The following is a 21,782-nucleotide window of genomic DNA, read 5'->3' as shown; positions in this document are numbered from 1 at the left end:
GAACCGTCACGTTCGCTGTTTCCAGCCTGCGTTGTGGTACAAAACACTTTAGGAACTTCCAGCAATTCACCCAGTTATGCTCTAACCCGTTGCCAGATTAGACGCCCTTTCCCATCAAATTACTGAAGGAGTTGTAAAACACCTTGAGGTCTTTGCTGGGCTTGAGCTAACATGCTTTGCGATGCTTGAGACAAGATGTTATTCTTCGTGAATTCCATCATTTCCGAAGCCATATCCGTATCACGAATACGAGATTCCGCTGCTGTCATGTTTTCGGATGATGTGCTCAAGTTATTGATGGTGTGATCCAGACGGTTTTGAACAGCACCAAGCTTCGAACGCTCAGCGGAAACATCATCGATGGCTCCCTGGATGGTGTCTATAGCTGCATCAGCAGAAGTCTGCGTTGAAATATTCAGTCCGTCGCCAGAACCTACTTTAATTTCTTCACCTGCATCTACTTTTGAATCTGTATCTAGCACCGTTTCACTAGTATCAGAAAATGATTTCCATATTTTACCTTTATCACCACCAGCATCCGTCCCTGAAATTGCTACAACATCTCCTTGATCATTTTGCAAACCTGATTCACCAGAATCAACATCACCATGGCTGTCATCTACAACTGTATACGTTCCATCAGCAAGATCGACACCTGAACTAACTGTCGCGGTTGCGGTTGCACCACTAGCAGTAGAATTTACGGTTCCAGAAATAACAGGATCACCACCAAAATCCGTAGTTGCACTACCACCCGTATCTAGTGTTCCACTAGCCAAATCGTCAATTGATTCATTGTTTTGAAGATTCTTATATGTCTTGCCACCATCATCACTCACCGCTGCGATATCACCATTTTCATTCTGAAGTGCATAACTAACATTTGCTGTGTTATTTGGGGAACCAGTACCATCTTTAACAGTAGCGCCGTCCTCAAGCTCCACAACACTGTACTTGCCCTGATCAATATTATTATTGGTATTTTCGGTTACCTCAAATTGTGCTCCGTCAATGCCGCCTACGTTCAGGGAACTGGCACTCATATCATCAATATTAACTGCTAAATTCTGACCCTCATTTGCACCAACATGGAAAGTCAGATCCTTGTTTCCTTTTGCAAAATCACCATTCAACAACTTCTTGCCGTTAAATTCCGTATCGTTCGAAATATCATCCAGAGCTCTGGACAGTTGATCAACTTCATTCTGCAGTTTCTCGCGGTCATCTGGCGAATTCGAGTCGTTCGCTGACTGGACGGACAGTTCACGCATGCGCTGTAAGATCGCGTGGGATTCATTCATCGCGCCTTCAGCTGTCTGAACTAGGGAAATGCCGTCTTGGGCGTTTTTCTCCGCCATTTCCAAGCCTTTAATCTGGCCGCGCATTTTCTCGGAAATCGCGAGACCTGCCGCGTCATCGCCGGCTTTGTTGATCTTCATACCGGATGACAGTTTTTCCAGCGAGCTTTGTGTCGCATTGTTGTTTTGCTGCAGCTGATTCTGTGTATTCAGCGCCGCAATATTATGATTAATTTGCAAATTAATCAACCTCCATGTTTAAGTTTGGCAAGTCCTGTCCATGTGACTTGCGTGATGGCCATGCTATGATGACCTCACTCCTTATATCGGAAGCATTTGGAAAAGATTAAGCCTTTAAACGAAAAAAGTTTAATGAATTGGTCTTTATTTAGTCAAAACGTCACAAGTTGTCCGTAATGAAAGGTGACCGACTCCTGCGGGAAAAGGTAGGCAGGCTAAGTTCGCGACGTCCTGTCGCAACGCCTGCACTAGCACGTCCTGTGCGTCGAAGACCCCCGCAGGAAGTGGTTTTCTTCCGAGGAGGCTGAAGCCATGCCCGCGGAAAGCGTGTCACCTTTCATGCAGGACAACGGTCATACAGATGAAAATATCATGTTCAATTAAAAAATTTAATATGTCAGGTCATATTCCCTTCAAAAGCACATAGAGATGTAACTGGAGTTCATTTCAGAAAAGGATAGGTGATACCATGAGCGAACACGATAACGACCGATCATCAGGAGGGTACCATCACCACCATTACAATGACGCGAAACACCAGCAGCTGTCCCAGTATTATAAACAAAACACCGGTTACAACAAGCCGCTCACCAGTGACACAGGGAAGAAAATTTCGAATGACAACTGGTCGTTAAGAGCCGGCCAGCGCGGACCGACATTGTTTGAAGATCATCATTTCTATAAGAAGCAGTCGCACTTTAACCGGGAGCGCATTCCGGAGAAAGTCGTGCACGCCCGGGGTGACGGGGCATATGGCGAATTTGAGCTGTATAAGTCGATGCGGCACGTCACCCGCGCGCATTTCCTGCAGGAGCCTGGAACGAAGACACCGGTCTTTACCCGGTTCTCCAATTTTATCGGCAGTAAAGGCTCCAAGGATACAGCGATCGACATACGCGGGTTTGCGACGAAGTTTTATACACAAGAAGGCAACTACGATATGCTCTCGCTTTCCTTTGCCATCTTTTCGATTATGGATGCGATGAAGTTTCCGGACTTCGTGCATGCGGTGAAGCCGAATCCGAAAACCGGCGTGCCGCAAGCAACCGTCGCCCACGAGCATGCCTGGGATTATGTGGCGAATAATCAGGAGATCGCCCACTTCATTATGTGGCTCATGTCCGAACGCGGCCGTCCGAGAAGCTGGCGCATGATGGAAGGCTGGCCAGTGAACACATTCCGCTTTATTAACGACCGGGGGCAGTCGACCTTTGTCCGGTTTGTCTGGAAGCCGGTGCTCGGCGTCCATTCCCTAATGCTGGATGAAGCGAATATCATCGGCGGCGTTGACCCGGACTTCCACCGGCGCGACCTGCATGAAGCGATTGAGTGCGGAGCTTATCCTGAATACGAACTCGGCGTGCAGATGATTCCAGAGGGCGAGGAATACAATTATAATTTTGACATACTGGATGATACCAAGCTGTGGCCGGAAGATGTCATCCCGGTCGAGATTATCGGTAAAATGACGCTCAACCGGCTGGTGGAGAATCATTTTGCGGAAGAGGAGCAGTCGTCATTCGACCCGTCCACCCTCGTACCGGGCATTAACTTTACGAATGATCCCGTTCTGCAGGGCCGCTCCTTCGCCTATCGCGATACCGATTATCACCGGCTCGGAACCGGCAACATCAACAATATCCCCGTCAACCAGCCGATTGCCGAGGCGAACACAAATCAGCAAGACAGCTATGTTCGCCATCAGATCGATGTTGATGACGTGAATTATAAAGACAATCAGCTCGCCGGGAATACGCCCTATGTAACACCGCCCGAGCAAGGCGGCTTTAGCCATTATCCCGAGCAAGTCCAGGGTTATAAAACACGCGAACGGCCGGGACCGTCATTCTATGACTTCTTTTCCCAGGCGCGGCTTTTCTGGAACAGCATGACCCACGTGGAGAAGCAGCACATCATCGAAACCTTTATCTTCCACCTCAGCTACGTACCAACCAAGGGCATCAGACAGCAAGTCGTCGATATGTTCGCCAGCGTCGACCAGGGAATGGCCGCTGCGATCGCTGACGGCACCGGGGTCAATCCGCCAGAAGGCTCGCATGTACCCGTTTACGACAGCTCACCAGGCCTGAGCGAGGCGAACACACCGCATTACGCCTATACGCAAAAAGTGGGTGTCCTGATTAACGATGGCTTCCATGGCGAGGAAGTCCGGCACACCCTTGATACATTAAAACAGAATGGCGTGTTCATGGACGTAATCAGCGACCATCTGGGGACCATCGTCGGGTCAGACGGCACCGCGATTGAGGTGAACAAAACCTTCACGTCAACCTATCCGGTCCTGTATGATTCACTCTATGTCGTGGGCGGCCGGCCGCGCCATAGCGAAGCCAGTTTCCGCTATGACGTGATGGATTTTCTCCATTCCGCCTATAAGCACTACAAACCGATCGGCCTTGCCACCACCGGCCAGCACTTCCTGCGGCCGACGCACGAGAACAACCTGTCCGGCGTGGTCTTTGCCGCCAGCAATCCAGACTTTGCCCATGACTTCGTCCACGCAATCGCCTGCCAGCGTTTCTGGGACCGGACATAGGATTAGAGACGTTAAGAAGCCGCTCACATAGTGTGAGCGGCTTCTTGTGGTTTGTGGGGATCGGAGATAAAGAAAATATAAACCTACCGCAAAATGAGCGGTGGCCGTTTCGAAAAAAGGAACCCATCCTATTGAGGCACAGCAGGATGGGTTACTTTTTTGATTGTATGCTTTAATTGTTACAATAAGTGTTAGTATCGTGCATATTACGGCAGCCTGCCCTTAATAAACACTGGCACAGGTTCCAGCTGCTGGTTCATAAAAACAATGCTGCTTAAATTGACCTGTAAATGGCTGACCGTACCACATGTCAGGGCATTCCCCACCTGGATTAAAGTACCAAAGTGCATATTTCGCTGGATGGGTCCGCCAATACTTTAAATTCTTTTTAGCCAGTCGCCTTTCAGCATTTCTGGCTGGCCGGTAAAATAAACTCCCCTTTTGTACCGCTTCAAATGCATAATTGTTGCCTTGGACTTGATAAATGACTTGAGAAATGGTTCTGACGTCTGAAAAATCCAGACAATCCGCCTTATCGCGATTAACAATAACATTTCCAACGTAAAGCATGCCCTGTTTTCCTTCGCTGACAGCTTCCGCTCGCATCATTCTCGCCATTAAGTCAACGTCAGAATCAGTGTATTGGACAATTGCCATTTCAACACCTCCACTGTATGGTATGTAAAAATGGCTCGTATGACAACCTTAACTTAAATACAATAAAAAAACCCGCTTATACGCTTTAATAGCAAGCAGAAGCGGGCTTTTGTCATTTATCTAATGCTTTAGAGGATTTCCTGAACAGATTGCATGGCCTTAAGCCTCATTCGCTTGTCCTTGCTTAACCCATTTACCAACCTGAACAGTACGTTTTGCCTGATGTTTGACAGCATCTGTAACGTCTTCAACCCAGTTGCCTTGCGGGTCGATCGTCACACTTGTACCGTATGGATTACCGCCAGCTGCAAAGATTGAACCATCTGTATACCCTGGTGCAGCAATGATGGCACCCCAATGCATCATGGTAGCATAGAGCGAACGAATGGTTTGTTCCTGACCACCGTGCGGGTTTTGCGCTGACGTCATCGCGCTGACGACTTTATTAGCAAGTTTTCCTTCTCCCCATGCAGGACCTGCCTGATCAAGGAATTGTTTCATATGAGCTGAAATGTTGCCAAAGCGGGTCGGCGTACTGAAGATGATGGCATCGGCCCACAGCAAATCATCGATTTCGGCTTCCGGAATAGCTTTAGTTGCTTCCTGGTTGGCGTCCCAAGCGTCATTTGGGACGATATCTGACTTCGGAGCAATTTTGGCCACTTTGGCTACCTTAACATTCGCTCCCGCTTCTTCGGCTGCCTCTGCTGCCGTGTTTGCTAATGTGACGTTACCCCCGGATGAACTATCATAAACAATGGCTAAATTAAGATCAGACATATTTATCTTCCTTTCTGAATATAAGTTTCTTTAATTATTCTTGTTTGATTCATCTTGATTTCAAGATTCATTATATCAAAATATGATATTTTGTCAACCATGTATGCTTCTTATTCCATGCTGGTCTTCGGCTGCATCCAACACCAACAGTCTGGATCGATCTGTCGGCTGTCTAGCAAGATGCTCCGGCACGGGCGGATGTTTTCCCGCATGACAGGTTTACTTACGTAATTGAATCTCAATATCAATTTTTATTTCATCGCCTACGACAACGCCACCTGTTTCAAGTGCTGCGTTCCAAGTTAAACCAAAGTCTTTTCGACTAATTTTTGTACTTCCCGTAAACCCAGCTGCTTCATCTCCAGTCATGGGGTCTTTGGCCTCGCCTTCAAACACGACGTCGAATGTTACGGATTGTGTGACCCCTCTAATCGTAAAGTCGCCTGTAACATCATAACGATCATTCGATTTTTTCTCGATGTCGGTTGCTTTAAATGTTATATAAGGATGATTCTCTACATCAAAAAAATCAGCTGATCGCAGATGCTCATCTCGATCTTCTTTCCGGGTATTAATACTGTTTGTATCGATTTTCACCTCAATTGAAGCATCTGTTAAATCGTTTGTATCTGCTTCTGCTGTCCCTTCAAATTCGTCAAAAGTACCTTTCACATTTGAAATCATCATGTGCTTCACTGAAAATCCTATTACACTGTGTACCTTGTCCACGTTCCATACTGCGTTTGCCATATTAATCGCCTCCAATAAATTGGTTTCTTTTTGATTTCATACTTGCAGCTTCCATCTTTTGAGGCCTGAACCTTTTAGCTTAGCCATTCCCTTGCTTTTAGAGCAGCATCCTGGGATAGATTGTGTCCTTTAACCCAGGTTGTTGTGACGTTGGCATTTCTTTCTTTAAAGAGATCAATCACACGATTGCTTTCTGCTTCTGATACAATCGGGTCGCCCACGCCAAGCGAAAGAAATACATCTACATCACTGAAATCTTGTTTTTCTGTAACACTTGTCGGATATAATGGTGCGAATAAAGCTGCTTTTTTAAATGTATGAGGGTGTTGCAGCATCATCTGTATAGCAATGTTAGATCCATTAGAAAAACCAACAAGTACAGTGTCTTCCAGCTTAAATGCATATTCTTTTGCCTTTTCCACGATGAAATCATAAAGCTCTTCTCCACGAAAGGCTAAATCTTCCCAGTCATACTGGCCTTCTCCATAACGCTTGAAGAATCTGTTCATACCATTTTCCTGGACATTCCCTCTGATGCCTAAAATGTTATATTCAGAGTCGAGCATTTCTGCAAGAGGAATCAAGTCTGTTTCTGTACCGCCGGTGCCGTGGAGTAACACAAACACGGGTGCCCCTTTTTTCTGTTCCCGATAAATATATTCCATCCTTATCACTCCTTTTCATATAGTTACGGCCGTTCAATTGTAAAGATATTTCCAACTTCAGCATAATCATTTCCCGCAAGTCGACTGACGGCATTTAATTTTAGTGGATCAATATACCCTTGCTGATAAATAGCTTCGTCTATATGATAATGTTTTACTTTCAGCAACAACAAATCTGCAGTTGGAAGATTTTGTTCATTATACACGACCATCGAATCATATAGTTCCACCTCATATCTCACTTTCGTTTCATTAATCCCTGGAACACGAATCGTATGTGAATCCGTCGTTGTAAATTCTGATATATCAAGTTCACTTTTTTCCGCATCCAAGGGAGCTGACGTTTTGTTTGTCGCTGCTACATTATCTGTATCAACCATCTGAACGACAGCTTCCTTGTTTTCGAAAATATTTCTCGCCGTATCTTTCGGACTTTGGTCTATACGCTGTACAGCGATAGATAGTATAGGTGGATCATACGTCGCGATGTTGAAATAACTAAACGGTGCGATATTCACAATCCCCTTGTTGGAAATCGTCGACACAAGGGCGATTGGTCTAGGAATGACAGAACCAATAAGGAATTTCTTTTTCTCTTTAGACGTCAGTGCTTGGGGTGAGAAGTTCAACATGTTATTCACCCGTTTATATGTCCAATTCAGGCAATAATGTTTCATATTCTTGCCTTTTATGTTCATATTGTTCCGGTAATTTCAATGCGGTTCCAAGCGACGCTTTGTCCTCATCCAAATCAAACCCTGGGCCGTCTGTCGCTAATTCAAAAATAACGTTCCCTTTTTCAGGTATATACACAGAGTTAAAATAATGTCTATCTTTTATGACCGTTGTTCTAAACCCTTCTTCTTGAAGACTGGATTGCCATTCTTCTAATACCTCAACATCCGGAACAGACCAAGCGATGTGATGGACCGTTCCAATCCCAAAGCGTCCTCTGGATTGTGGTGGCATAGACGTCATAATATGATGCTTCTCCTCCCCCACAGTTTCATAATGACGATGGTCATTCGGACTAGCCAGTTTTTTCAAACCCATCATATCGGTAAGCAAGTTTTCAGTTCCATCTGGATTGGCTGATAATAAAACGGCTCCATGAAAAGAAAGGATATCAGGTTGATTTGCTGCTGTGTCACCTTCAACAATCGCAAGTTCAAGGCCATGTATATCATCAAACTCAAGTGTATCCTGACCAAATAATTGTGTTTTTTCCACGTGGATATTTTGTTTCGTTAGATGGTCATGCCAGTGATCCATACTATCTTTCGGTACTCTAAATGCAATCCTTCCAACTTGTCCACTGCCCTTTCTCCCATAATTGTCATTTGTCCATGGGAAAAATGTAATAATGGTTCCAGGTGTGTCATGATAATCGCCGAAATATAAATGATAAACGCCCGGATCATCAAAATTAACGGTTTGTTTAACGAGTCGAAGGCCTAATACATCCCGGTAAAATCTTAAGTTTTCATTTGGATCTCCGACAATAGCTGAGATATGATGAATCCTTTTGATTGCTTCCACACTTTCTCCCTCCTTTTCAAAGTCTTTTATCATTCCCGTTCTTTTATAAAATCTTTAGTGCTTCTGACTGTATCAATCGGACGCACATAGCTTTCAATTTTCTCGCGTTTTGGTTCCAGGGCTGGTGGTAAAGATAATGTTTCACCAAGCGTCTCATAAGGCTCGTCACCCATAAAGCCAGGCCCATCTGTCGCAATTTCAAACAGAATTTGGGAGGGAACCTTTAGATATAAGGATTCAAAAAAGTGACGATTAACATAGCCCGAATTTGGAAGACCGGTATGCTGCATATACGCAATCCACTCATCAAGCCCGTCACGATCTTCTACACGGAAAGCAGAATGGTGAACGGTCCCATAGCCTTGGCGAGCAACCGGCAGGCTGGTGTTATATTCTACAATCACTTGTGCGCCGTTACCACCTTCGCCGATTTCAAATAAATGATCAGAACCCTCATGAGCCATTTCTTCAAAACCTAAAACATTTTCTATAATGTGTTTAAAACCCTGATAATCATCCGTTAAAACGCGTATGGGTCCTAGTCCCGCAATGGCATACGCTTCTGGTATTGGTCCCTTTTCCCACGGCGTTCCTGCTGTCACACCGCTGTTATTTTCATCCGAAATCAATTGATATTGCTGACCATCAAAATCAACGAATGGGAGAACCTTTTTATCAAATTCCGTTTGAATACCATTGTGTTCAACCTGCAGACGATCAAACCGGCGCAGCCAATAATCTAAGGCCTCATCACTTGGTACACGGAAGGCTATTCTTCCGATTTCATTTGTGCCATGCGTTCCTTTTGGAGCACCTTGAAAATCAAAAAATGTCATATCTGTCCCCGGATTGCCTGTATCATCGGCAAAGAATAAGTGATACGTCCCGATATCATCCTGATTCACCGTTTTCTTCACGAGACGCATACCCAAAATATACGTGAAAAATTCATAGTTCTTCTCGGCACTGCTTGTAATGGCTGTTACATGATGAATGCCTTTTAATCCTTTCATTATCCAGTCCTCCTGTTCACAGGTATTTAGTTTAATCATTCACCTTTAGAAAATTAACGCGTCTATAGCATAAGCACCTGGACCAACCAGGGCGATGCCTATTGCTACAGCTATAATAATCAGGTTATATTCAAAGCCGCCGTTACTACTCCAAAACCCATTGGGGCCATGCACTTTTATAATGGCCATCAGCATTGCCCCGATGATTAGCAAAGAAGCCAATGGTGTCAAAAAGCCCAAAGCTAATAATAGTCCTCCGCCAACTTCCGATAATCCCGCCATTACAGCCATAGCAGCACCAGGTTTTATCCCGATGGATTCAAAGAAACCAGCAGTGCCTTTTATACCGCCCCCATTAAACCATCCGAATAATTTCTGCGATCCGTGCCCTATAAACGTCAAACCAACCATTAATCGAATAATCAGTAAACCAATACTTGCTGTTACACCATAAGAAACCAATTTAAAAACCCCTTCAATTATTTTTATATATAGCAAAAGTTATTGTTAAGCTTGCTGCGACAGACCTAATTTCTTCAACAATGCTTTGAGTTCATGCTTTTCATCATAGGTCAGTGCACTAAACATGTCATTGACAGCTTCCTCCTGTTTCGGAAATATATTATTCATAAGCATTTCCCCCTGCTCTGTGATAGAGGCATAGGTTACACGGCGATCCTCTGGGCTGGGTTTTCTTTCTAAAAACCCTTTTTTCTCCAGTTTATCAATGACATACGTTATACTGCCGCTGGTCAGCAGTATTTTCTTGCCGATCTGCTGAATGGCCTGTTCTCCCTTGTGATGCAAAAGTTCCAAAACACCAAATTCTGCGGGGTAAAGGCCATACTGCTTAATATTCTGCCGATCTTGCTCCATGACAGCGTGACTTGCGCGCGATAATACAACAAAACACTTTAAGGAGAGATCTTTTTCATCATTCCCGGACGCTGATTCCATATCCTAAACACCCCTTCGTTCATTTATCTTTACTTCAAGATTTATTATATCAAAGTATTTTATTTTGTCAAACCTTCTCGACAAAATCTTTGATATGGGATCAGACATTGGGTTACGGACATACAAAAGCCGCTCACGTCGTGTGGGCGGCTTTTGTATGGCTATTTTTCCAGCCATTCATCAACCTTATCCGGATGATCGTCAATCCATTCCTCAGCCAGATCCTCAGGTTTTTCGTCATCAAATTTCATACTGTTTTGCCATTTCTCAACCATATCCAGCGTTAAATCCATATTCGCAAACACCGTATAGGCGAAAGGTGACGCATTCTCCAGGTCATTCGTCACACCGATATGCACATCATCTAAATGCCAGACGTCCTTAGGATCATCTAAAAACTTAAGATCCATCTTCATAAACATCGGATGCGGACGCCACGCATCAAACACAATGGGTTCTCCATCTTCAAAGGAATCGACAGCCTTCGCCACCATGGCCTGTGAACTGCTGTTTTGCACCTCAAAATCAGCCATGTTATATTCATCGACCATTCTTTCGGTCGTTTTGGACATGCCGCTTCCAGGTTCAATCGCATAGATCTTACCGTCAAATTTTTCTGGATGTTCTTTAACATCCTCAATTGAATCGATATCTTCCAAATAGTCAGGAACAGCGACACCGTATGGCATATCCGAATAGAGCGTTCCCGCTATCTTGAAATCACCTTCGTATTTTTCCAGATACTCTTTTTGCAAACCAGGTGCCCAGACATCAACAAAGGCATCAATATCTCCATTGGACAACGATTGATACAAGATACCGACATCGGCTACCTCAATTTCGACATCATAGCCTTCCCGTTCCAAAATCTCTTTGGACAAGTAAGCTGGCACCGTCGCAAAATCGTATGGATCCTGTCCGATCGTTATGGTCTTATCGTCATCGCTGTCAACCGCCTTATCCTGTGCAGCCTCGCCTTCCTGATCATTGCTGCACGCGGCCAATCCAAACGTAAGCAGTAACACTGATAAAGCTGCTAAACGTATTTTATAAGTTAATTGAATGATTGTCCCTCTCCCTTAATGTTTGTGCCATCGGCTGCCGCATGACCCTCCCTTTGTTGATGCACATTGGAATGCAGAAAAACATAACCAAATTTTCCTGCACAAATTTTTTGAATATAGTTTATGTATATGTTTTCCATAAGGAACAGTGATCTCGGGGGAGGCATTTAAATGGATAAAAGATAAGAAGCCTATGTCATATGCACCGCCAGCGATAAAAAAGTACGGCTGCTTTTGCTCACCTACTTTGAAACTTCTTTTTTATTTTCATGAAAAAGATTGAACTCATTTAGTCTTGCACAAGCTTGCTACAATCCAGACATCATTATTAAAGATAGTGGACACGTTTAAAAAAGCCGATTATTCCATGAATGACCGTGCATGCCTAGGTTAAGCTTATATGTATTTAATAAACTCTTAACTGCTTTATTCACTAAAATCTCTTCTATTCTTTGTAATCATCTTTTCAATAAATTCCAATATACTGCCATTAAATTTTCCACCTGATATTCTATTGCTAATAAACTCTGGTGAAAAGAAAGAAATATATTCATCCTCGGTTGTGTAAGTCTCTTCTGTTTCATAAACAAGAATTCTGGTAGTATCTAAAGATCTAAAAGAATCAATTGACATAACTGAAGTATCAACTGCACCTATAGGAAATAGTAACCTATCGAACGGTTTACTATTTCCCCAATGTTTTCTTATACGCTCTTTAATATTGCCGGATGTACCCACATATACTTGGCAATATTCATCTAATATCATTACATAATATCCAGCACGTTGATCATAATTATTCAAATCCGTAATATCTTGAAACATTGGATATTTATCTTTGAATGCTTGTATTTCACTTTCAAATTTATCGTGATTTAATTGATGATAAAATTTCATATGTAAATCAAAATTTCTTAAACAATTACTCTGATGTTTCAAACACCATTCATCAGTGTAAAATTTACCCTTCTCATCTTCATATGCGTGCAACATATTTTTGAATTTCCCTAAAGAGTTTCTTTTATTAATTAAGGCATATTTTTCACGAGTTAATTTGAGTCCCCATTTTCCCGGAAAAACTGTAACCCCAAAATGGATCGGCATATAGACCTCCTCATTATAACTTTAGTTTTAATTAATAAATAATAACGATCGATATTTCTTTACACAATAAAATGGGCACCCTTGCGGATCAGATGATGAAACAGCCCGTGATCTACATCGAATCGCCCTTTCTGTTCATCATTACCACTATAGCACCTTTTGCCAGTGGCTTCACCGTATTTTAGTTTGATTACGTCAGCAAATGGTGTATAATAACATGTAATTAACACTATCATAATAAAGACCGAGTGGTGCTGATACACCACACGGCCTTGTGTGTCATGCCCTTCAAAGGGGTGACTCACGTGGGTAAAGGTAACCCCCTGCGCTTGTCAAGGCTCAAGGGTGGTTACTTTTTTTCTGACAGAATTGCAACAATTAATGTTGCAAACGAAATCATCACAATTAATGATTCGAAAACTGTCATCAGCGTCACCCCCTTTCTATAAGAAAGAAAAAGGGAGTGAGCCACCACCCATGAAAACCTCATGACACTATCGTGATTATAACATAGCAAAATTTTTAGTAAATTAAAGAAACGTCACCCTAAGCAATCTCGCCAAACACATGCAAACCTCTCTAAGAATCTCGCCTTTTCCCTTTACCTCACCCGTTTCATTGCCGATACTAGTAATAGAAGAAACGCAATCATCATTCAGAGGAGCGAATGCTATGTCAGCATTAACTGGCCAGCAGGAGAAGCAAGTGATCAATCTTTCCCAGACATTGCTGGAGGCAGGTGAACACTTGCACACATTAGTCAAAGCGAAAGAAATCCAGCAGAGCATTTTTACATTAAGTTCGCTGGTGGACGGGATTGCGGCGATCCGTCCTGCGATCAAAGAAGTGCAAGATCCCGATCTATCCGGACAAATCGATAAATTGGAACAACACGTTTTGAATATGACCCGGCTGCTGCAGGCGGGGAATCTCGCCGAAATCAGCGGCATGCTGCAGTTTACTGTTCGGCCGCTGATCAAGTCGATTTACACCACGCTGAACGCGGAAATCGGCAGTACGACTGAGCCAGACAAGCCGTGTGCCATCGGTGTGTTTGCCGCATTCAGAAATCCGCTCGACATTTACACAGATGAACGGATTCAGGCAATGGTTGAGGCAAGCGAGCAGCAGCACGCCCAGCTGTATTTTTTCACATCGGCTGACGTGGACTTTGCCGAGCAGACAATCGCAGCGGATACGTATCAGAATGGCGGCTGGCAGCGTGTAACGGCCTCGTTCCCGGACGTGATCAATAATGTGGGCACCGGCCAGCGAGCACATGCGGAACGGAAATTGCGACGCATGATTCCGTTTACGACCTTTCACGTGGACAATAAATTGTTTTTGCCGAAACGCATGCTGCAGTACCGTCAATATGCAGATCTGCTCGTCCCATTTCAGCCATGCCGCAGTATCAAGGGCATTCACGACTTTATGGACAAGCATGCGCGCGTCGTTTTCAAAGCGCTCGGAAGCAACCGCGGGGAAAACATTTTCTTTGTCACGAAAACAGGCAAACGTTATCACGTGCAGGCTCATAAGAAAGAACAGATCCTCGGACAGGATGATTTTGATAAGTGGCTGGAAAACGTGATTTTAAAGAAACAGGGCGGCTATATTGTGCAGCGCTACATTCATACACGCACGAAGGATGACGAGCCTTACCATATCCGTGCGCATGTGCAGAAGGACGGCGAAGGCAAATGGGTGCTCACACATATTTATCCGCGTATCGGCAACAAGCGGAGCAATTTGAGCAACGTCGCAACAGACGGGCACGTCGAGGACTTCCATACATTTCTCCAGCAGGAATACGGCGAGCAGCTCGGGGCGACGTATGAACAGGACATTTTGGAATTGTCCCTAAATGTGACCCGCCATCTCGATAAATTGTACAATCTGGCCCTGGATGAATTGGGACTGGATTTTGCGATCGATGAAAACGGCCGGTACTGGATGCATGAAGCGAATAATGGTCCGCAGACCGCCTTTCATGAAGCGAAACGCGCTGTGAACACGGTCGCTTATGCCAAATATATCGCAGAAAATGGCATTGTCCGCACCGAGCCCAGAAATAACAACAGCCAGCAGTTTCAGGCAAGGCGTGCGGATCTCCCTGTTATGCAAGACACAGACCAGCCGTCAGTAGCGCTGTTAACCGGCAAACTTGTTTATGATAATCTGACCCGGGACATGATCGCGAAAGCCGCGGACGAAGGCATAACGCTTTTTTCCTTCACGCCGGCCGATATTGATGCGGATGAGATGCTGATTCGCGGCCACTTTTATGAGGATGACGCATGGGTTCCGAAAATCGTCAGCTATCCGGATGTTATTATGGATCGTCTGAAACTCCGGGGAAATGCCAATGCCAGCTGGATTTACGAAGAACTGGAAACGAGCCTATTCACCAACGAATGGCCCGGCTTGCGGCATACCCGCTCTGAGCTGTATGAGCAGCTGCAAAGCGCCGATCCAGAAACCACCATGGCGCCCTGGCAGCGCGTTGGCAGCACACGCGACATTTTCCGGTTCATCGAAACATACGGCAGCATATTGCTTAAACCGGAGCAAGGCCCGGCCCGAGGCAACACCCAACGCGCTGAAAAACGCGCAGACGGCCAAATGACTATCAGCCAGGGAAACACCAGTCAAACCTTCAACGAGCTGCCCTTACGGCATAAATGGAACGAATGGCTCAAGAAAAAACGCCTCGTCGTCCTGCAGGATACCCGTTCACAGACTGACGAGGGGACGCCGTTCACCATTTACACACACGCCTCGCGCTTAAACGGTACCTGGCAACTCGTTGACGGCTTTGCAGAAACAGCACGGCAAACCGCCCCCGGCGAATTTCTGGCCCAGCAATACGAAACGGACACGGCGGACCAGCTCGAGCAACAGATCGAAAGGCTTACAATACAGACAGCTGAGCAAATGCGGCACATATACGGCGAAGTCATCACCGAAATGGCCTGCCATATCAGCATCGACTCAGAAGGCGTTCTGAACGTGCTGGACATCCGGCCAAACGGCCCCGAAGTCATGTTCGATACCGAAGCAATTGCCGCAAGCATCATCACCTACACAAAAGATATGACACAGAATATGGAAGTAAACTAGAAATCTGCATGATTAAGGTGACGGACAACATTGCGAGCACAGCCCCGCGCGAGATTGGGGCTGTGCTCGCTTAATTTTGGGTGCTGCTCGCGCGGATTGGAGTGGTGCTCGCGCTCTATTCAGTGCGCCTCGCGCGGATTGAGATGATGCTCGCGCTCTGTTCCGTGCGCCTCGCGCGGATTGGGGCGGTGCTCGCGTTCTGTTCGGTGCGCCTCGCGCGGCCCTGGGCGCTGCTCGATCAAATTCCGGTGTTCCTCGATCGACTTTGGGCGCTGCTCGATCGAATTCCAGTGCCCCTCGATCGACTTTGGGCGCTGCTCGATCGAATTCCAGTGCCCCTCGATCGAATTTGGGTGGTGCTCGATCGAATTCCAGTGCTCCTCGATCGACTTTGGGCGCTGCTCGATCGAATTCCGGTGTTCCTCGATCGAATTTGGGTGGTGCTCGATCGAATTCCAGTGCTCCTCGATCGACTTTGGGCGCTGCTCGATCGAATTCCGGTGTTCCTCGATCGATTTTGGGTGTTGCTCGATCGAATTCCAGTGCCCCTCGATCGACTTTGGGCGCTGCTCGATCGAATTCCAGTGCCCCTCGATCGACTTTGGGTGGTGCTCGATCGAATTCCGGTGTTCCTCGATCGACTTTGGGACGCTGCTCGATCAAATTCAGGCGCCTCGCGCGACTTATCACGCTGCAGCAAAGATACAGCCTAACTTCCCAACCCAATAAAAAACGCTCATCAAAGGATGAGCGTTTTTTTACGGATTATAGTAGGCCGGATGACCAGCTGCTGAAGCAGGATATATCATGCTGATTGCTGCTAATCGCCTTTACTCTTTTGGTAAGCAAGAATGAGACGATCAAGTTCCTGACTGATGCTCAGTGTCTCCTCATTTTCCATCCCTTGAACAGCTGCCGTATCAACCAGCTGCTGTCTCTTTTGTTCAAGCTTATGAGCTAAGAGGCCCAAATTGCTGTCATCCAACTGTATCATACAAGCTCCTTATATGTTTGATTCCTAGTAATCAATCTATTATAACTCATATTGTATGAAATTGTGTGACAGATCCATGACATCTTACCCAGTAAACCTACCCACAATGGAATGTTACTCGGTTACACACACTTGTCGCGTCCTGCTCCAAGCCCTGCCAGCGTCAGCAGCACAGACACAATCACCAGTATAAAAATCGATACCGTCCACTCACCCCAGCAGCCAAGAAACCATCTCATAAAAAAAGTAACCTGCCAAGCCAATGGCGACTTCAATAAGCTGCCTTCTACTGGTGCATCTGCATCGTCTTCCATATTGTTTTCCTTAGCTTCGGGTGTATCTTTCCTGATAACAAATAGACACACAATAATGGCGGCTAAAGCCAGAATCCCCCACGACAACAATGCGAGTTCCCAGCCCATGCCGGCATTTTTTATCAACGGAACGAACACCCCTGAAGCGGTCGCCGCAAACACCGCCATAGATGTCGAGTACGCACTTGTCATGCGGCCGACTCTATGCGGGAAATTTTCTTTAATAATCGCCGGGAAATTACCCAGGCGTCTCCCAATTCTCGGGGCAAGCGGTGACACAATCGCAAATGTTATTAGCGGCAGACTCGTAATCGTGCCTGCGCTCCAAGTTGCCAAACCATTTTGATCGCGAATCCTCAGTCAAAGAAGAAGATAATCTTTAGCTTCTAATCTCTTCTGTCCACATCTTCTATGGGAATATAATTAAAAATCTCTCCAGATTTCGTTAGCTGGGTCAACCGCTCAAGCCAATGATAATAGATCTTAGCTTCATCAAGCTGCTGATAATCCAGTTCAGCTCTTTGACGCACTTGTTCAGGTGTCTCACTATCGTCGATCACCTGTTTGAGCTGTTTTTGGGAACTATGAATGCTCGTCAGAAACATCCCCACTTCTCGTTCCCACTTCATACCAAAAAACTGGGAAAAATAATTAAAAAAGTTTTTCTCAGCTATAAAGGAATCTCTTCTTGACCCTTTTTGCCATACCTTTTGAACAATATTAATATCCTGGAGTTTCCGAACCGATGTACTCATACTCGGCTTACTCATTCCAAGCTCCTGCTTCATCTGATCCAGGGTAATCGGCTGATGTTTAAAATACATCGTGCCATACAGCCGTCCGACAGAAGGTGTAACACCATAGAGATCCATTGTCTCAGAAATCGTATTAACCATAATGCTTTCTGCCTGATCAACTTTTTCTTCATTTTTGTCCTGATTCATGTTACTTTGATTATCTTCCACAGTGGCACCTCTTTTCCTGAGGAATAACAAGATTTGTTACGTTTTATCGTAACCATTAACAGCGTTTATATCATTATTAACATATTAAACGTTATTATATTTTATAATGACTTTCTGCATCTGTCAACTTCATTTAGAAACGTTTGTGGAGGATGATCATGATTAAAACACTACGAAGCTGGATGTCTATAAAAGATAATCTTCCCTGGAATTAATCTTATTAGCAGAACAGAAACATAGCTTTTTTAGATCAAAAAAAGCGCCAAGGCGTTGTTATACCAACGCCTTAACGCACAATAAACGAAAAGAGCTTCCAATCGGACTCGAACCGATGACCTCTTCCTTACCATGGAAGCGCTCTACCGACTGAGCTATGGAAGCAAAATAATGGCTCCACAGGCAGGATTCGAACCTGCGGCTACTCGGTTAACAGCCGAGGGCTCTACCGCTGAGCTACTGTGGAATAAAAATATGTATAACTTACATTGTGTGCAGTTCATAATGACTGCCTAACCAAATAATATCACACTAATGAATATAATAAAAGCCTGGCAACGTCCTACTCTTGCAGGGGTCAAACCCCAACTACCATCGGCGCTGGAGAGCTTAACTGCTGTGTTCGGCATGGAAACAGGTGTGTCCTCTCCGCCATCGTCACCAGACTTTATATTGATTTTGAAATCACATAACCATTATAAGCATTTTTAACTCAAAATGCAACAGGTTTTTTAACCTTTGCACCCTGAAAACTAAATAAGAGAACCATCAAGCTACATTCTGTTAGTTAAGTCCTCGATCGATTAGTATCCGTCAGCTTCACGTGTCACCACGCTTCCACCCCGGACCTATCAACCTCATCGTCTTTAAGGGATCTTACTCACTGGACGTGATGGGAAGTTTCATCTTGAGGGGGGCTTCATGCTTAGATGCTTTCAGCACTTATCCTGACCACACGTAGCTACCCAGCCGTGCTCCTGGCGGAACAACTGGTGCACCAGCGGTGTGTCCATCCCGGTCCTCTCGTACTAAGGACAGCTCCTCTCAGACTTCCAGCGCCCGCGACGGATAGAGACCGAACTGTCTCACGACGTTCTGAACCCAGCTCGCGTACCGCTTTAATGGGCGAACAGCCCAACCCTTGGGACCGACTACAGCCCCAGGATGCGATGAGCCGACATCGAGGTGCCAAACCTCCCCGTCGATGTGAACTCTTGGGGGAGATAAGCCTGTTATCCCCGGGGTAGCTTTTATCCGTTGAGCGATGGCCCTTCCATGCGGAACCACCGGATCACTAAGCCCGACTTTCGTCCCTGCTCGACATGTAGGTCTCGCAGTCAAGCTCCCTTGTGCCTTTGCACGCTTACGAATGATTTCCAGCCATTCTGAGGGAACCTTTGGGCGCCTCCGTTACCTTTTAGGAGGCGACCGCCCCAGTCAAACTGCCTGCCTGACACTGTCTCCGGACCGGATCACGGTCCAGGGTTAGAATGTTCGTACAGCCAGGGTGGTATCCCACGGGTGCCTCCACGTAAGCTCGCGCTCACGTTTCCACGGCTCCCACCTATCCTGTACAAGCTGTACCAACATTCAATGTCAAGGTGCAGTAAAGCTCCACGGGGTCTTTTCGTCCTGTCGCGGGTAATGCGCATTTTCACGCATCGTATAATTTCACCGGGTCTCTCGTTGAGACAGTGCCCAAGTCGTTGCACCTTTCGTGCGGGTCGGAACTTACCCGACAAGGAATTTCGCTACCTTAGGACCGTTATAGTTACGGCCGCCGTTCACTGGGGCTTCGGTTCGCCGCTTCGCGCCAGAGGCACTAACGCTTCCCCTTAACCTTCCAGCACCGGGCAGATGTCAGCCCCTATACGTCGCCTTGCGGCTTCGCAGAGACCTGTGTTTTTGGTAAACAGTCGCTTGGGCTTCTTCACTGCGGCTCAGGACTCGGCCCTGAGCACCCCTTCTCCCAAAGTTACGGGGTCATTTTGCCGAGTTCCTTAACGAGAGTTCTCCCGCTCACCTTAGGATACTCTCCCTGCCTACCTGTGTCGGTTTGCGGTACGGGCACCTGTGAACTCACTAGAGGTTTTTCTTGGCAGTGTGAAGTCAGGAACTTCGGTACTCAATTTCCCTCCCCGTCACAGCCTGGAACCATTGGCCGGATTTGCCTGACCAATTTCCTCACTGCTTGGACGCACATTTCCGACAGTGCGCATTCCTTATCCTTCTGCGTTTCCCCATCATTCAAATGCTCACGAGGTGGTACAGGAATGTCGGCCTGTTACCCATCGCCTACGCCTTTCGGCCTCGGCTTAGGTCCCGACTAACCCTGAGCGGACGAGCCTTCCTCAGGAAACCTTAGGCATTCGGTGAAAGAGATTCTCACTCTTTTTTCGTTACTCATACCGGCATTCTCACTTCCAAACGCTCCACCAGTCCTCACGGTCTGACTTCACAGCATTTGGAACGCTCTCCTACCATTGTTCCGAAGAACAATCCGCAGCTTCGGTGATACGTTTAGCCCCGGTACATTTTCGGCGCAGAGTCACTCGACCAGTGAGCTATTACGCACTCTTTAAATGGTGGCTGCTTCTAAGCCAACATACTGGTTGTCTGAGCAACGCCACATCCTTTTCCACTTAACGTATACTTAGGGACCTTAGCTGGCGGTCTGGGCTGTTTCCCTCTCGACCATGAACCTTATCACCCACAGTCTGACTCCCAAGGCTATGTAGCCGGCATTCGGAGTTTGACTGAATTCGGTAACCCGGTGAGGGCCCCTCGTTCAATCAGTGCTCTACCTCCGGTACACGCTCCTTGAGGCTAGCCCGAAAGCTATTTCGGAGAGAACCAGCTATATCCGTGTTCGATTGGCATTTCACCCCTACCCACGCCTCATCCCCGCATTTTTCAGCATACGTGGGTTCGGGCCTCCAGTCAGTGTTACCTGACCTTCACCCTGGGCATGGGTAGATCACACGGTTTCGGGTCTGCGACCGTATACTCAAATCGCCCTGTTCAGACTCGCTTTCGCTCAGGCTCCGTGTCTTCCACTTAACCTTGCATACGATCGCAACTCGCCGGTCCATTCTGCAAAAGGTACGCCGTCACCCATTAACGGGCTCCGACTACTTGTAGGCACACGGTTTCAGGTTCTCTTTCACTCCCCTTCCGGGGTGCTTTTCACCTTTCCCTCACGGTACTGGTTCACTATCGGTCACCAGGTCGTATTTAGCCTTGGGAGATGGTCCTCCCGTATTCCGACGGAATGTCACGTGTTCCGCCGTACTCAGGATCCACGCCGGAGGAAATCGCTTTTCGGCTACAGGGCTCTTACCCTCTTTGGCTGATCATTCCAAATCAATTCGCCTAAACCATTTCTTGATAACTCCGATGGCGTGTCCTTACAACCCCGGAAAGCAAGCTTTCCGGTTTGGGCTGTTTCCGTTTCGCTCGCCGCTACTCAGGAAATCGCGTTTGCTTTCTTTTCCTCCGGGTACTGAGATGTTTCAGTTCCCCGGGTATGCCACCTGCGCCCTATGAATTCAGACACAGGCACTGTCCCATTACGGACAGTGGGTTGCCCCATTCGGAAATCCCCGGATCACAGTCTGCTTACGACTCCCCGAGGCATATCGGTGTTAGTCCCGTCCTTCTTCGGCTCCTGGTGCCAAGGCATTCACCGTGCGCCCTTGATCACTTAACTTAATAAAACATTCGTTTAAACGAACGTCTGGATGTCGTCTTGAATGGTTTGCTCTT

Annotated in this window: 20 protein-coding genes, 2 tRNA genes and 2 rRNA genes; 3 read left to right on the top strand and 21 right to left on the bottom strand. The window is 46.2% G+C overall.

Annotation, left to right across the window (positions count from 1 at the left end; translation table 11 throughout):
• Positions 1 to 119: 119 nt before the first annotated feature.
• Entirely contained in the window at positions 120 to 1,538 is a 1,419-nt protein-coding gene (locus ACZ444_RS01660) for a flagellin N-terminal helical domain-containing protein (protein ID WP_382358251.1), read from the bottom strand.
• Positions 1,539 to 2,007: 469 nt separating this feature from the next.
• Here ACZ444_RS01660 and ACZ444_RS01655 point away from each other — a divergent pair, with 469 nt between their 5' ends.
• Positions 2,008 to 4,095 carry a catalase gene (locus ACZ444_RS01655; RefSeq protein ID WP_382358250.1) on the top strand — a complete coding sequence of 696 codons (2,088 nt, stop codon included), beginning with the start codon at positions 2,008 to 2,010 and terminating at the stop codon, positions 4,093 to 4,095.
• Positions 4,096 to 4,317: 222 nt separating this feature from the next.
• Here the strand turns inward: ACZ444_RS01655 and ACZ444_RS01650 are convergent, their stop codons facing one another.
• The 13 genes from ACZ444_RS01650 to ACZ444_RS01590 all read right to left on the bottom strand — a co-directional run bounded on the left by ACZ444_RS01650 (position 4,318) and on the right by ACZ444_RS01590 (position 13,024).
• Complete coding sequence (locus tag ACZ444_RS01650; protein WP_382358249.1) at positions 4,318 to 4,752, bottom strand: cell wall hydrolase; 435 nt, start codon at positions 4,750 to 4,752, stop codon at positions 4,318 to 4,320.
• A gap of 159 nt (positions 4,753 to 4,911) precedes the next feature.
• The gene (locus ACZ444_RS01645) at positions 4,912 to 5,532 is read right to left on the bottom strand and encodes an NAD(P)H-dependent oxidoreductase (RefSeq protein ID WP_382358248.1); all 621 of its coding nucleotides are present in this window, start codon (positions 5,530 to 5,532) and stop codon (positions 4,912 to 4,914) included.
• Positions 5,533 to 5,751: 219 nt separating this feature from the next.
• Positions 5,752 to 6,282, bottom strand: a complete 531-nt coding sequence (locus ACZ444_RS01640) for a YceI family protein (protein WP_382358247.1) — start codon at positions 6,280 to 6,282, stop codon at positions 5,752 to 5,754.
• A 74-nt stretch (positions 6,283 to 6,356) separates the two neighbouring features.
• Complete coding sequence (locus ACZ444_RS01635; RefSeq protein ID WP_382358246.1) at positions 6,357 to 6,947, bottom strand: alpha/beta hydrolase; 591 nt, start codon at positions 6,945 to 6,947, stop codon at positions 6,357 to 6,359.
• Between the two features lie 23 nt (positions 6,948 to 6,970).
• Entirely contained in the window at positions 6,971 to 7,579 is a 609-nt protein-coding gene (locus ACZ444_RS01630) for a flavin reductase family protein (RefSeq protein WP_382358405.1), read from the bottom strand.
• 13 nt (positions 7,580 to 7,592) lie between these two features.
• Positions 7,593 to 8,486: a VOC family protein gene (locus tag ACZ444_RS01625; protein ID WP_382358245.1), complete on the bottom strand. Its 894-nt coding sequence runs from the start codon at positions 8,484 to 8,486 to the stop codon at positions 7,593 to 7,595.
• A gap of 29 nt (positions 8,487 to 8,515) precedes the next feature.
• Positions 8,516 to 9,499 carry a ring-cleaving dioxygenase gene (locus ACZ444_RS01620; protein ID WP_382358244.1) on the bottom strand — a complete coding sequence of 328 codons (984 nt, stop codon included), beginning with the start codon at positions 9,497 to 9,499 and terminating at the stop codon, positions 8,516 to 8,518.
• A 45-nt stretch (positions 9,500 to 9,544) separates the two neighbouring features.
• Positions 9,545 to 9,910, bottom strand: coding sequence for a DoxX family protein (locus ACZ444_RS01615; protein WP_464433791.1), 366 nt, complete (start codon positions 9,908 to 9,910; stop codon positions 9,545 to 9,547).
• A gap of 96 nt (positions 9,911 to 10,006) precedes the next feature.
• Complete coding sequence (locus tag ACZ444_RS01610) at positions 10,007 to 10,456, bottom strand: MarR family winged helix-turn-helix transcriptional regulator (protein ID WP_382358242.1); 450 nt, start codon at positions 10,454 to 10,456, stop codon at positions 10,007 to 10,009.
• Between the two features lie 161 nt (positions 10,457 to 10,617).
• Positions 10,618 to 11,481: a glycine betaine ABC transporter substrate-binding protein gene (locus ACZ444_RS01605; RefSeq protein ID WP_382358241.1), complete on the bottom strand. Its 864-nt coding sequence runs from the start codon at positions 11,479 to 11,481 to the stop codon at positions 10,618 to 10,620.
• Between the two features lie 465 nt (positions 11,482 to 11,946).
• Positions 11,947 to 12,624 carry a hypothetical protein gene (locus ACZ444_RS01600; RefSeq protein WP_382358240.1) on the bottom strand — a complete coding sequence of 226 codons (678 nt, stop codon included), beginning with the start codon at positions 12,622 to 12,624 and terminating at the stop codon, positions 11,947 to 11,949.
• 59 nt (positions 12,625 to 12,683) lie between these two features.
• The gene (locus tag ACZ444_RS01595; RefSeq protein ID WP_382358239.1) at positions 12,684 to 12,929 is read right to left on the bottom strand and encodes a hypothetical protein; all 246 of its coding nucleotides are present in this window, start codon (positions 12,927 to 12,929) and stop codon (positions 12,684 to 12,686) included.
• A gap of 44 nt (positions 12,930 to 12,973) precedes the next feature.
• The gene (locus tag ACZ444_RS01590; protein ID WP_382358404.1) at positions 12,974 to 13,024 is read right to left on the bottom strand and encodes a hypothetical protein; all 51 of its coding nucleotides are present in this window, start codon (positions 13,022 to 13,024) and stop codon (positions 12,974 to 12,976) included.
• A 272-nt stretch (positions 13,025 to 13,296) separates the two neighbouring features.
• On the opposite strand from ACZ444_RS01590, the gene ACZ444_RS01585 reads away from it, so the two are divergent.
• Positions 13,297 to 15,747: a YheC/YheD family protein gene (locus ACZ444_RS01585; protein ID WP_382358238.1), complete on the top strand. Its 2,451-nt coding sequence runs from the start codon at positions 13,297 to 13,299 to the stop codon at positions 15,745 to 15,747.
• Positions 15,748 to 15,827: 80 nt separating this feature from the next.
• Positions 15,828 to 16,460 carry a hypothetical protein gene (locus ACZ444_RS01580; protein WP_464433541.1) on the top strand — a complete coding sequence of 211 codons (633 nt, stop codon included), beginning with the start codon at positions 15,828 to 15,830 and terminating at the stop codon, positions 16,458 to 16,460.
• Positions 16,461 to 16,567: 107 nt separating this feature from the next.
• Here the strand turns inward: ACZ444_RS01580 and ACZ444_RS01575 are convergent, their stop codons facing one another.
• From ACZ444_RS01575 to ACZ444_RS01545, 7 genes are all read right to left on the bottom strand, one after another.
• Positions 16,568 to 16,741 (bottom strand): Spo0E family sporulation regulatory protein-aspartic acid phosphatase, encoded by a 174-nt coding sequence (locus ACZ444_RS01575; RefSeq protein WP_382358236.1) that lies wholly within the window; start codon positions 16,739 to 16,741, stop codon positions 16,568 to 16,570.
• Between the two features lie 122 nt (positions 16,742 to 16,863).
• Positions 16,864 to 17,391: an MFS transporter gene (locus ACZ444_RS01570; RefSeq protein ID WP_382358235.1), complete on the bottom strand. Its 528-nt coding sequence runs from the start codon at positions 17,389 to 17,391 to the stop codon at positions 16,864 to 16,866.
• Between the two features lie 50 nt (positions 17,392 to 17,441).
• Positions 17,442 to 18,020, bottom strand: a complete 579-nt coding sequence (gene cudC, locus ACZ444_RS01565; RefSeq protein WP_382358234.1) for a choline uptake/conversion transcriptional regulator CudC — start codon at positions 18,018 to 18,020, stop codon at positions 17,442 to 17,444.
• Between the two features lie 308 nt (positions 18,021 to 18,328).
• Positions 18,329 to 18,401, bottom strand: a tRNA-Thr gene (locus tag ACZ444_RS01560).
• Between the two features lie 7 nt (positions 18,402 to 18,408).
• A tRNA-Asn gene (locus ACZ444_RS01555) sits at positions 18,409 to 18,483 on the bottom strand.
• Between the two features lie 83 nt (positions 18,484 to 18,566).
• Positions 18,567 to 18,682 (bottom strand): 5S ribosomal RNA (gene rrf, locus ACZ444_RS01550).
• A gap of 118 nt (positions 18,683 to 18,800) precedes the next feature.
• Positions 18,801 to 21,726 (bottom strand): 23S ribosomal RNA (locus ACZ444_RS01545).
• Positions 21,727 to 21,782: the final 56 nt, after the last annotated feature.

It is taken from the genome of Lentibacillus kimchii (genome assembly GCF_055381965.1).
This window is presented reverse-complemented; position numbering and strand designations above follow the sequence as displayed.

Coding starts and splice junctions, on each gene's coding strand:
- ACZ444_RS01655 (WP_382358250.1), top strand. CDS start 2,008: ATGAGCGAACACGATAACGACCGATCATCAGGAGGGTACCATCACCAC.
- ACZ444_RS01650 (WP_382358249.1), bottom strand. CDS start 4,752: ATGGCAATTGTCCAATACACTGATTCTGACGTTGACTTAATGGCGAGA.
- ACZ444_RS01645 (WP_382358248.1), bottom strand. CDS start 5,532: ATGTCTGATCTTAATTTAGCCATTGTTTATGATAGTTCATCCGGGGGT.
- ACZ444_RS01640 (WP_382358247.1), bottom strand. CDS start 6,282: ATGGCAAACGCAGTATGGAACGTGGACAAGGTACACAGTGTAATAGGA.
- ACZ444_RS01635 (WP_382358246.1), bottom strand. CDS start 6,947: ATGGAATATATTTATCGGGAACAGAAAAAAGGGGCACCCGTGTTTGTG.
- ACZ444_RS01630 (WP_382358405.1), bottom strand. CDS start 7,579: ATGTTGAACTTCTCACCCCAAGCACTGACGTCTAAAGAGAAAAAGAAA.
- ACZ444_RS01620 (WP_382358244.1), bottom strand. CDS start 9,499: ATGAAAGGATTAAAAGGCATTCATCATGTAACAGCCATTACAAGCAGT.
- ACZ444_RS01615 (WP_464433791.1), bottom strand. CDS start 9,910: ATGGTTGGTTTGACGTTTATAGGGCACGGATCGCAGAAATTATTCGGA.
- ACZ444_RS01610 (WP_382358242.1), bottom strand. CDS start 10,456: ATGGAATCAGCGTCCGGGAATGATGAAAAAGATCTCTCCTTAAAGTGT.
- ACZ444_RS01600 (WP_382358240.1), bottom strand. CDS start 12,624: ATGCCGATCCATTTTGGGGTTACAGTTTTTCCGGGAAAATGGGGACTC.
- ACZ444_RS01585 (WP_382358238.1), top strand. CDS start 13,297: ATGTCAGCATTAACTGGCCAGCAGGAGAAGCAAGTGATCAATCTTTCC.
- ACZ444_RS01575 (WP_382358236.1), bottom strand. CDS start 16,741: ATGATACAGTTGGATGACAGCAATTTGGGCCTCTTAGCTCATAAGCTT.